Origin of the sequence: Oceanibaculum pacificum (assembly GCF_001618175.1) — a bacterium.
GTDB lineage: Bacteria > Pseudomonadota > Alphaproteobacteria > Oceanibaculales > Oceanibaculaceae > Oceanibaculum > Oceanibaculum pacificum.
In genome coordinates, this window is the sequence record NZ_LPXN01000057.1 from 41684 (window position 1) to 52484 (window position 10801).

General features: G+C 66.5%; 10 protein-coding genes. 3 read left to right on the forward strand and 7 right to left on the reverse strand.

Annotated features, from left to right (window positions below):
- Positions 1–46: 46 nt before the first annotated feature.
- From AUP43_RS04590 to AUP43_RS04605, 4 genes are all read right to left on the reverse strand, one after another.
- On the reverse strand, positions 47–1291 hold the full coding sequence (locus AUP43_RS04590; protein ID WP_067553223.1) for a glycosyltransferase family 4 protein: 1245 nt from the start codon (positions 1289–1291) through the stop codon (positions 47–49).
- Complete coding sequence (locus tag AUP43_RS04595) at positions 1291–2124, reverse strand: sulfotransferase family protein (protein ID WP_067553225.1); 834 nt, start codon at positions 2122–2124, stop codon at positions 1291–1293. The genes AUP43_RS04590 and AUP43_RS04595 overlap by 1 nt, the downstream gene beginning before the upstream one ends.
- A 15-nt stretch (positions 2125–2139) precedes the next feature.
- Positions 2140–2991 carry an ABC transporter permease gene (locus AUP43_RS04600; RefSeq protein ID WP_232314875.1) on the reverse strand — a complete coding sequence of 284 codons (852 nt, stop codon included), beginning with the start codon at positions 2989–2991 and terminating at the stop codon, positions 2140–2142.
- Between the two features lie 125 nt (positions 2992–3116).
- Positions 3117–4550 carry an NAD-dependent succinate-semialdehyde dehydrogenase gene (locus AUP43_RS04605; protein WP_067553227.1) on the reverse strand — a complete coding sequence of 478 codons (1434 nt, stop codon included), beginning with the start codon at positions 4548–4550 and terminating at the stop codon, positions 3117–3119.
- Between the two features lie 165 nt (positions 4551–4715).
- On the opposite strand from AUP43_RS04605, the gene AUP43_RS04610 reads away from it, so the two are divergent.
- The 3 genes from AUP43_RS04610 (at position 4716) to AUP43_RS04620 (ending at position 7113) form a co-directional block, all read left to right on the forward strand.
- Entirely contained in the window at positions 4716–5108 is a 393-nt protein-coding gene (locus AUP43_RS04610) for a RidA family protein (RefSeq protein WP_067553229.1), read from the forward strand.
- Positions 5109–5154: 46 nt separating this feature from the next.
- A complete protein-coding gene (locus AUP43_RS04615) occupies positions 5155–5400 on the forward strand; it encodes a DUF1902 domain-containing protein (RefSeq protein WP_067553230.1) in 246 nt (81 codons plus the stop codon).
- Positions 5401–5544: 144 nt separating this feature from the next.
- Positions 5545–7113 (forward strand): sodium:solute symporter, encoded by a 1569-nt coding sequence (locus tag AUP43_RS04620; RefSeq protein WP_067553232.1) that lies wholly within the window; start codon positions 5545–5547, stop codon positions 7111–7113.
- A gap of 3 nt (positions 7114–7116) precedes the next feature.
- On the opposite strand, the gene AUP43_RS04625 is transcribed toward AUP43_RS04620, so the two are convergent.
- From AUP43_RS04625 to AUP43_RS04635, 3 genes are all read right to left on the reverse strand, one after another.
- Positions 7117–8421 (reverse strand): hemolysin family protein, encoded by a 1305-nt coding sequence (locus tag AUP43_RS04625; protein ID WP_067553234.1) that lies wholly within the window; start codon positions 8419–8421, stop codon positions 7117–7119.
- A 182-nt stretch (positions 8422–8603) separates the two neighbouring features.
- Positions 8604–9503, reverse strand: a complete 900-nt coding sequence (locus AUP43_RS04630; RefSeq protein ID WP_198154825.1) for a DMT family transporter — start codon at positions 9501–9503, stop codon at positions 8604–8606.
- A 37-nt stretch (positions 9504–9540) separates the two neighbouring features.
- Positions 9541–10665 carry a DSD1 family PLP-dependent enzyme gene (locus AUP43_RS04635; RefSeq protein WP_067553236.1) on the reverse strand — a complete coding sequence of 375 codons (1125 nt, stop codon included), beginning with the start codon at positions 10663–10665 and terminating at the stop codon, positions 9541–9543.
- Between the last annotated feature and the right edge of the window lie 136 nt (positions 10666–10801).

Below are 10801 nucleotides of genomic sequence, written 5' to 3' on the forward strand. Positions count from 1 at the left end.
TACGAAAAATTGCACCAAATGCCCGTAAACAATGAGGGGGAATGCGTTAACGCTTCGTAAAGAACCGCATAAGCCAGCCCCGCAGCCCGGGCGTCTCGGTTCGCTGCGCGCCGTGCCAGGTAAGCCATTGCGTCCGCACCAGGGATTGCGGAATGGCGGGGCTGCCGGTCGCGGCCCCCGTCGCCAGCACCGCCTCCAGCCGGGCGGCCAGGGCGTCGGCGGTGGCGGGGAACAGCAGCGCCTGGTCCTGCGGGGCGATCAGCTCGGCCACGCCGCCGACATTGGCGGCCAGCAGGGGAATTCCCTCCAGCAGGCATTCCAGTACGGTGCAGGGCGAATTCTCGATCAGCGAGGGGATGATCGCCAGCCGGCCATCCTGGCGCAGATAGGCCAGCGCCGCTTCGGTATCCTTATCGCCGATATGCTGCACCGGCAGGCCCCAGCCTTGGGCGCGGGCCAGCGTGTAGGCCAGCCCGTCCTGGCCATCGACCGGCGCGGTCTTGCCCAGCAGCGTGACGGTCAGGCCGGCGCGCTGGCCGGGCGGGAGCTTCAGCCGGTCGAGCGCGTCGCAGAACAGCACCACGCCCTTGCGCTGTTCCAGCCGGCCGAAAAACACCAGCTCGCGCACCGGCAGGCGGTGGCGCGGGGCAGGGGGATCGGGGCGCAGCGGCAGCAGATTCTGCTGCACATGGCAACGCGCCGGCAATGTCCAGCCGCGATCCCGGTACCAGCCGAGCAGATAGGCGCTGGGGCTGATCAGAATATCGGCCAGCGCCACGCTCTGGCGCTCCCGCGCGTCGATCTCGGGATCGAGCGGCGTTCCGTTGCCTTCCGCAGCCCAGGCGCTGGGGCCGTGCGCGCCGACCACCATCAGCGTGCCACGGAAACGCCGGCGGCTCTTCTTCTGCGCCAGGGCGGCCGCGCCCAGGCCAAGCCACTCATGGAAATGCGCGATCTCCGGCGTGCGGGTGGCCAGCCAGTCGGCGGCGGCGTGCGACAGGGTGGGCAGGTCGGCGCCGCCGGGCAGCCGCGACAGGCTGATGCCCTTGGCGGCGTAATGGGCAACCCAGCCCTGCATGCTGTCGACGGCGCTGTTCGCTAGATCGACGAACAGGATATCCACCTTGTGACCGTCGAGCGCCAGCGCCTCGGCCAGGCCGGTCAGCGCGGTGGCTATGCCGCCATTGCGTACCGGACCCAATATCTCGGCGGTGACGATGGCGATGCGGCGCTTCACGGCGGCACCCTGCGCGGCGGGGCCGTCTGGCGCGACGAGCGGCGGAAATTCCATCAGGCGGCCGGTCGCCGGTCGGCCGCGCCGGCGGCGGCGAGCAGCGCGTCGATCCGCGCCGCCGGTTCCACGCCGCCAACCATGGCGCGCAGGCATTCGGCGGTTTGCAGCGTCAGGGGCGAGAGCTGAAATTGCTGCGCGCGCATGGTGCGCAGCGTGGGGTCGATGGCCGCGCGCACGGCCTCCAGCGCCTGTGGCCCGCGTGCCGACGCTCCCAGAAAGCCGGCCAGCGCGTCGATCTGCACTTCCGGCCGTTCCAGCCAGCCATCGTAATCCACCACCAGGCGCGGCTGGCCCTGCGTCGCCGCCAGCGCCTCGACATAATGGCGACGCCACAACGCTTCGGCATCGGCGGGGGCGACCTGGCCCTTGCTGGCGAAGGAGGCGGTCACCGTCGCCGGGTCGCGCAGGCTGATCAGATAGCGCGTTTCGGCGTCCAACCGGGCCAGGATACGCCGCCACAGCGGCATCAGCCGCACGGTGCGGGGATCCTTGAAGCCCCAGGGCGCGCCGCCGGCCTGCGCCAATTCCACCGCCACCACGTCGCGCAGCGCCTGCTCGATGCGCCGCACTTCCGGCCGGTCCCAAAGGGCGGGCGGAATCGGCCAATGGCTGCTGGGCTGGCTCCAATGCCGGTCGAGCACGCTCAGCAACTCGTCCTGCAGGGCGGTGATGCGGGCATGCTCCCAATAATCATAGGCGGGGGCGACCGCGAAATCGGCGCGGGTCAGCACCTGCTCGCCCAACCGCAGGCCGAGCAGGGCGGCCAAGCGGGCCAGCAGCGAGGTGCCGCTATTATGCATGCCGAGAATGATGACGACGGATGGACGCATGGGCGGGCTCGAAGCTCAGATGACGTCGGCGAAGGCCTTGTGGGTGCGCGCGAACCAGTAATAGCCGATCCAGGCAATAACAAGGCCGACGGCGAAATGCTGGCCCAGCAGCAGCCAGTTCGGCAATTCGCCCCACAGCAGCACGGCGCGCGCCTGCTCGACCGGAATGGTCAACGGGTTCAGCAGCAGCAGGAAGCGGAAGGTTTCCGGCAGCCGGTCGACCGGGAACAGGATCGGGCTGACGAACAGCAGGATCATGGTGACCGGCCCCATCGCCTGCCCGATATCGCGGAAGAACACGCCGATGGAGGCCAGGAACCAGGTTGCGCCGACCGCGATCAGCAGCAGCGACAGAATCGGCAGCACGACCAGGATCGCCGTCCAATGCACGGTGCCGAACACCACCACGATGCCGATGGCCAGCACGCAGAACCCGACCGCCAGATGAAACAGCGCCGAGCCGACGGCAACCCAGGGCAGCACTTCCAGCGGGAAGACGACGCGCTTCACCAGATTGGCGTTTTCCTGCATCAGGCCGGGCGCGCGGTTGATGCATTCGGCGAAGAAGCTGTGCAGGATCAGCCCGGTGAACAGGATCACGGCGAATTCCAGCTTCGAGGCGAAACCGCCATCGCCTGTCGCCATGCCCCAGCGGGCCTGGAAGATATAGCCGAACACGAAGGTATAGACGGTGAGCTGCAGCAGCGGGTTGAAGAACGACCAGACGATGCCGAGCACCGAGCCGCTATAGCGGGCACGGACCTCCTGCATCGACATTTGCACAATCAGATGCCGATGCCGCAACAGGCTGTAGAAGACCAGGAAGGGCGAGCGCAGCAGCCGCGACCGGCTCAAGGCGATGGACAAGGATTTACCCGTTAATGGCGTTCGCGATGGCGTCCATGCATAGGCGCGCCGGGCGGGCTTGGCAAGCGGGGCAAAAGCAAAAAGGCCGGCGCGTTGCCGCGCCGGCCTTTCCGGGTAAGCGAGGCTTACAGCCCGGCTTGGGTGACGAACTTGGTGTTGAGGTACGCTTCGATGGCCTCCGAGCCGCCCTCGCTGCCATAGCCGCTGTCCTTGATGCCGCCGAACGGCACTTCCGGCAGGGCCAGGCCGTGATGGTTGATCGACACCATGCCGCTCTCGACCGCCGCGCCGATGGCGTTCGCGGTCTTGGCGGAGTTGGTGTAGGCATAGGCCGCCAGGCCGTAGGGCAGGCGGTTGGCTTCCTTCACCACCTCGTCGAAGCTGGTGAACGGCATGATCGGGGCGACCGGGCCGAACGGCTCCTCATGCAGGATGCGGGCATCGTCCGATACATCGGTCAGCACCGTCGGCTCGAAGAAATAGCCCTTATTGCCGATGCGCTTGCCGCCGGTCTTCACGGTGGCCCCCTTGGTCACGGCGTCGGCGACCAGCGCCTCCATGGCGGTGACGCGGCGGCCATTGGCCAGCGGGCCCATATCCATGCCGTCCTCCAGGCCATTGCCGACCTTGGTGTTCTTGGCGATGTCGGTGAAGGCGTCGACGAACTTGCCATACAACGATTCATGCACCAGGAAGCGGGTCGGCGAGACGCAGACCTGGCCGCCATTGCGGAACTTGTTCACGCCCAGGATCTTCACGGCGGTGTCGAGGTCGGCATCCTCGAACACGATGGCCGGAGCGTGGCCGCCCAGCTCCATGGTGACCCGCTTCATGTGCAGGCCGGCCAGGGCGGCCAGCTGCTTGCCGACGGCGGTGGAGCCGGTGAAGGTGACCTTTTTGACGATCGGGTGCGGGATCAGATATTCGGAGACTTCCGACGGCACGCCATAGACCAGGTTGATCACGCCCGCCGGCACGCCGGCATCGATATAGGCCTTGATCAGTTCCATGCAGGAGGCCGGGGTTTCCTCCGGGCCCTTGATGATGATCGAGCAGCCGGCGGCCAGGGCGGCGGAAATCTTGCGCACCGCCTGGTTGATCGGGAAGTTCCACGGCGTGAAGGCGGCGACGACGCCGACCGGCTCCTTGATCACCAGCTGATAGATGCCGTCGGCGCGGGCGGGGATGACGCGGCCATAGGTGCGGCGCGCTTCCTCGGCGAACCAGTCGATAACGTCGGCGCCGGCCAGGGTCTCGCCCTTGGACTGGGCGACCGGCTTGCCCTGCTCCAGCGTCATCACCTTGGCGATGGCGTCGGCGCGGCTGCGCAGCAGGTCGGCGGCCTTGCGCATGATCTTCGAGCGATCATAGGCGGAGACCTTCCGCCACTGCTCGAAGCCCTTTTCGGCGGCGGCCAGCGCGCGGTCGAGGTCCGCCTTGTCGGCATGCGGAACGGTGCCGATTTCCTCCTCGGTGGCCGGGTTCAGGATCGGCTCGCTGCGGCCGGTGGCACCCTTGCACCATTTGCCGTCGATATAGAGGGAAACCTCGGGATACATGGCGGTGGCTCCTAATGCTTTTCGGATAAGGTCGTTAAAAATCGCCTGACCGGATGTTAGGGATGCGGACAGGCAATTCCAAGAGGGCTGACGGGTTATGGCCGGCATGCTCTATCATGGCAGCTCGGCCAGGAAAATAGACCGCAGGCAAAACGGAGGACGCCGATGAAAGCCCGCTTCTTCAACCCAAAGAGCATCGCCGTGCCGACCGGCAACCGTTATATGCACGCCGTCTCGCTGCCGGCCGACGCCACGATTCTGATGACCTCCGGCCAGGTCGGCGAACGGCCGGACGGCACCACCCCCGCCGATTTCGCCGGGCAGGTCGAGGCGGTGTTCCACAATCTGTCGGAAATCCTGGCCGAGGCGCAGATGGCCTGGAGCGATGTGGTGAAGATGCAGATATACTTGGTCTACGGGGCCGCCGACATCGCCCTGCTGCGGCCGATCCGCGACCGCGTGATGGCCGGCCATGTCTGCGCCTCCACCCTGGTCTACGTTCCCGCGCTGGCCAAGCCGGACTGGCAGGTGGAAATCGAGATCACGGCGGTGAAATGAGAATTTGCTGCTAAGACGCCAGTCGCAACAGCCGAAGGCCGCCGCAATGACACAGCCTTTTGACATTTTCGTTGAGTGGGATGCCGAAGCCCGGGTGTGGTATGTCACCGACAGCGGCGTGCCGGGACTGGCGACCGAAGCGGATACGCTGGAGGCACTGGTCGAGAAGGTCCGCATGATGGTGCCGGAGCTGCTGGAACTGAATGATCATCCGGCAGCGCTGCGCCACGGAACCGATGTTCCGATCCATGTGCATGCCGAGCGCCTGGAACGGATTCGCGCCGCGGGCTGATGAATAATTTCAGCAGCCCGCTGAAGCAGTTGTTACGTCAGGCTGGCTGGCTTTTTGATCGAGGATCGGCCCTAAAGGTTGATCCGGGCGGGTGGCTTGGGCTAATCCCTGATAAGAAATCGAAAATAACGATCGGACAGGGGCATGGCGGAATTTCCGGCCATCGATGCATTCATCGTTGCCGTTTATGCGATTGCGGTCTTCGTCATCGGCTTTCTGGCGTCGCGCCATATCAAGGATACCGACGATTTCTTCCTGGCCGGGCGCGGCTTGGGATTCGCGACCATCGGGTTCTCGCTGTTTGCCTCGAACATCTCGGGTACGACCCTGGTGGGATTGTCGGGTCAGGCCTATAGCGCCGGCATTTCGGTCGCGAATTACGAATGGATGGCGGGCCTGCTGTTCCTGGTCATGGCTTTCGTGACCGTGCCGATCTTCTATCGCAACCGGCTGTCCACCATCCCGGAATATTTCGAGAAGCGCTATGACGGCCGGGTGCGGCGCTACATCTCGGCGATGACCATCTTCCTGTCGATCTTCGTCGATACCGCCGGCAGCATCTATGCCGGCGCGCTGATCCTGCAGGTGTTTGTGCCGGGGCTGCCCTTCTGGCCGACCTGCCTGGGGCTGGCGCTGTTCGCCGGGCTCTATACGGTGGCCGGCGGCCTGCGGGCCGTGGTCTATACCGACGTGATCCAGGCCATCGTGCTGCTGGCCGGTTCCACGGCGTTGACGCTGATCATCTTCGCCGACAATGGCTGGTCCTGGCAGGCGGCGACCGGCGGCCTGCCGGAGGGGCATTTGTCGCTGATCCGGCCGCTGGAGGACGAGCACCTGCCCTGGCTGGGAACGCTGATCGGCGTGCCAGTCCTGGGCTTCTATTACTGGTCGACCAACCAGTACATCGTGCAGCGCGCGCTGGCCGCGCGCAGCCTGGACCATGCCCGCTGGGGCCTCACGCTGGCCGGGCTTCTGAAGCTTACGCCGCTGTTCGTCATGGTGCTGCCCGGCGCGATGGCGGTCGCCATCCTGCCCGGCATCGAGCGGCCGGACGAAGTGTTCCCCACGCTGGTGACCGAACTGCTGCCGGTGGGCCTGCGCGGGCTGGTGCTGGCGGCGCTGATCGCGGCCATCATGTCGACCATCGACAGCACGCTGAACGCCGCCTCCACCTTGGTTTTCTTCGATTTCCTCAGCGAAGAGAGGCGCGAGAATCTCGGCATGAAGGGCGCGCTGCGGCTGGGCCGGATGCTGACGCTGGGCTTCATGGCGGTGGCCGCGCTATGGGCGCCGATGATCGGCAATTTCCCTGGCATCTTCGCCTATCTGCAGGAAATCTTCTCCTACGCCGTGCCGCCGGTGGTGGCGATCTTCGTCATCGGCATGGTCTGGCGGCGGGTGACGGCCGATGCGGCGCTGGCGACGCTGATCTTCGGCCATGTGCTGGGCCTGGCCTCGCTGACGGCGGCGCAGACCGGCTGGCTGACGCTGCATTTCACCATCACCGCCGGCATCGCCACCGGCCTGTGCGCGCTGGTCTGCATCGTGGTCAGCCTGGCGCTGCCGGGCGAGAATGCGCGCGACCCCGCCGGCCTGATGTGGCATCGCGGGCTGGTCGCGCCGGACCGCCGGCATAGCGTGCTGGCCGACTATCGCACCCAGGTGATCGGCGTCGCCCTGCTGACGCTGGCCATCGTCATCGGTTTCTGGTGAGCGTCAGTTTTCCCCGGCCGTGGGATCGGCCAGACTGGCCAGCAGCCGGTCGATCCGGCGGCCGTCCATGTCCATCACCTCGAAGCGCCAGCCATTATATTCCAGCGTCTCGCCCACTTCCGGCAGGCGGCCCAGCTCCCACAGGATGAAGCCGGCCAGGGTCTGATAGGATTCGGAGACCGGGATGACGCCCCGGCCGAGCACCCGCTCGACATCCTGCACATGCATCGCCCCGTCGATCAGCCAGGAGCCGTCGGCGCGGCGCACCGCGTCGTCGCCCTGCATCGCGCCGTGCTCCGGCAGGTCGCCGGCGATGGCGATCAGGATATCGGTCGGCGTCACCAGCCCCTCGAAGCCGCCATACTCGTCGACCACGATGGCCATGTGCACCGGGCTGTTGCGGAACATCTCCAGCACTTTCAGCACCGAGGTGCGCTCATGCACCACAAGCGGCTGGCGCAGCAGCGGTTTCAGCGCCAGCGCCTCTCCCTTCAGCAGATGCTCCAGCATGTCCTTGGACTGGACCACGCCCTCGAAATCGTCCAGCCCGCCCTTGGCGACCGGAAAGCGGGAATGGCCGCTTTGCTCCAGCTTGGCGCGGATCTCGGTGGCGTCGTCGTCCAGATTGAGCCAGACCACCTCGTAACGCGGCGTCATGACGCCGCGGACTTGCAGGTCGCCCAGGCCGAGCACGCTGTCGATCATCTCGCGCTCGGCCTGCTCTATCGCTCCGGCCTCGCGGCCCTCGGCGATCAGGGTGCGGATTTCCTCGGTGGTGATCGGGCTGCCCTTGGCGTCATGCATGCCGAGCAGCCGCAGCACCGTCTCGGTCGACACGCGCAACAGCCAGACCAGCGGCGCCGCCGCCGTCGCCAGAAGCCCCATCGGCCGGGCGACGAAGGCGGCGATGCTCTCGGCATGGACCAGCGCCAGGCGCTTGGGCACCAGCTCGCCGATGATCAGCGACAGGTAGGTGATGCCCACCACCACCAGCGTCAATGCGACGGGATAGGCGTATTGCGCCGGCAGCGGCGTATCCGCCAGGGCCAGCGACAGCGGCTGGGCCAGCGTCACGCCGGAATAGGCGCCGGCGAAGACGCCGACCAGCGTGATGCCGATCTGCACGGTGGATAGGAAGCGGGTGGGGTCGTCCAGCAGCCGCAGCGCCGCGGCGGCCTGGCGGCTGCCTTCGTCGGCCATCTGCTGCAATCGGGCGCGGCGGGAGGACACCAGCGCCATTTCCGACATGGCGAAGAAGCCGTTCAGCAGCACTAGGCCGACGACGATCAGAATTTCCCAGATCAACATGCCGCCGGGGCCTTCGATCGATTGCTCTTAGCGGGTCGGGGCGTTCGTCGTGGCCCTTCCTCGTCGCTATCGCCGCACTGGCGCGCGCTAGGTCGGGCGGAGCAACTGTCGGCAATATCGTCGGGCATCGTTCTTTGGCGAAATGGCTGCGGAACCGACAGGATAGGGATTGCGGCCGCTCTCTACAAGCCGCGCCGCGCCGCCGCTTCGCGCCGGGCGATGTAATAGGCGCTGAGCACGATGATGGCCGAGCCCACCCAGGTCCAGACCGAGGGCAGCTCGCCGAACACCATGAAGCCGATCAGCGCCGCCCAGAGGAGCTGCAGGAACTTCACCGGCTGCACCGCCGACATCTCGGCGATCTTGAAGGCGTGCATCATCGACAGATGGCCCAGATTGGCCAGGAAGGCGATCAGGCAGGCCAGCCCCCATTGCTCCAGCGTCGGGGTCTGCCAGACATAGATCGCCGGCCCCAGCGTCACCAGCGTGACGAACAGCGACAGGAAGCCGACCACCGCCGGCCCGCTCTCTTTGCGCATCAGCATCTTGGCGAACACGTCGGAGAAGCCGAACAAGGGTGCTGTGATCAGCATAGCGATGGCGCCGGGATCGACCACGGCGAAGCCGGGGCGGATCACCACGAAAGCGCCGAACAGCCCCATCACGATGGCCAGGATGCGCCGCAGCCGGATTTTCTCGCCCAGCAGCAGCGCCGCGCCCAGGGTGGCGAAGACCGGCGCAGTGAAGCCGATGGCCGAGACTTCGGCGATGGGGATGCGGCTCATGGCGTAGAACCACAGCATGACGCCGACGCCGTGGCCGATGCCGCGCATGGCGTGCAGCGGCAGGTTCGCGGCGCGGAAATCCTGCGCGCGCATCCGCAGGATCAGCGGCACCATGAAGGCCAGCCCCAGCGAGTAGCGCAGGAAGGAAACCTGCACCGGATGCATCTGGTGGCTCAACAGGCGCACGATGGCCATGAAGCTGGCGAAGATAAGCCCGCACAGCGCCATCCAGAACATGCCGCGCACATTGGCGGGAACGGTGGACCAGCGCGTCTGGATTTGGCTTGGGGTCAGCATGAGCGCGACCCTAGCCGCTTACCGCCCCCGCGACCAGCTACAGCAGCGCCCCGCGGGCGGTTACCTGCCATACGTCTTCGACAATTCCGCCGCGCACGCACACGATCCAGTCGTACAGATTGACCGTCGGGTCGCAATGGCCGGGGATCAGCCGCAGCTTCTCGCCGACCAGCGAGCGGTTGGCCGGCTTGGCCAGCGCCAAATTGCCATGCTCGTCCGATGCGCGCTCCAGCGTCGCCTCGATGTCGAAGACCAGCGGCAGGCCGGAATCGACGCTGAACGCCTTCAGCCCGGCATCGACATAGGCGCGTTCTGGGGCCGGGTGGCTCATGATCGTGGCGTAGATGAACAGGCTGTGGCGGAATTCGTCCACCGGCTTGCCGTCGGCCTTCAGGTTGCGCCCGTAATCGGCGTCCATGAAGACGTAGGAGCCGACCTGCAATTCGTTATAGATGCCCGACGCGGCCTCCAACGCATGCGTGCCGGTGCCGGCGCCGCCGATAATCGGGCAGTCGAGACCGGCGGCTTCCAGCGCCGTCACCGTTTTGCGGGTGAGCGCGATGGCAGTGTCGATGGCGGCGCGGCGTTCCTCCAACGTGCGGAGATGCTGGGCGCGGCCCTGATAAGCCTGTACGCCGGCGAAGGAGAGGTTCGGCTTGGCGGCGATGTGCTTCGCCAGGGCGACGGCCGGCTCGCCCGGCTGGACGCCGCAGCGCCCGGCCCCGACATCGATCTCCACCAGCACCGGCAGGATCACCCCGGCGCGGCCGGCGGCCTCGTCGATGGCGTCGACATTGCCGGCATCGTCGGCGCATACGCCGATCCACTCGGCCTGTTTCGCCAGCGCCGCCAGCCGGTCCAGCTTCTGCCGGCCGGCGACCTGGTTGCTGACCAGCACGTTGGGAATGCCGGCCTCGACCATCGCCTCGGCCTCGGAGACTTTCTGGCAGCACACGCCGACGGCGCCCAGCGCCATCTGCCGCTTGGCGATCTCGGCGCATTTGTGCGACTTGGCGTGCGGCCGCAGCCGGACCGGCGTGCCGGCGACCGACCGGGCCATCCGCTGCAAATTCGCCTCGAACGCATCGAGGTCCAGGATAAGCGCCGGTGTATCGACCTCGGCCAGCTTCATGCCCACGGTGGCGGGCGGACGCATCGTCATATCAGGCCTCGCAATTGATCACGGCCGGATGCGGCCGAATGGCGGGAAGATGACGGCAGGATAGAGGGATATTTTTCCGTCGTCATGGAAACGATGCCTCTTTTCGGGCATAAGCCGCCCTATGCTTCGAGACGCC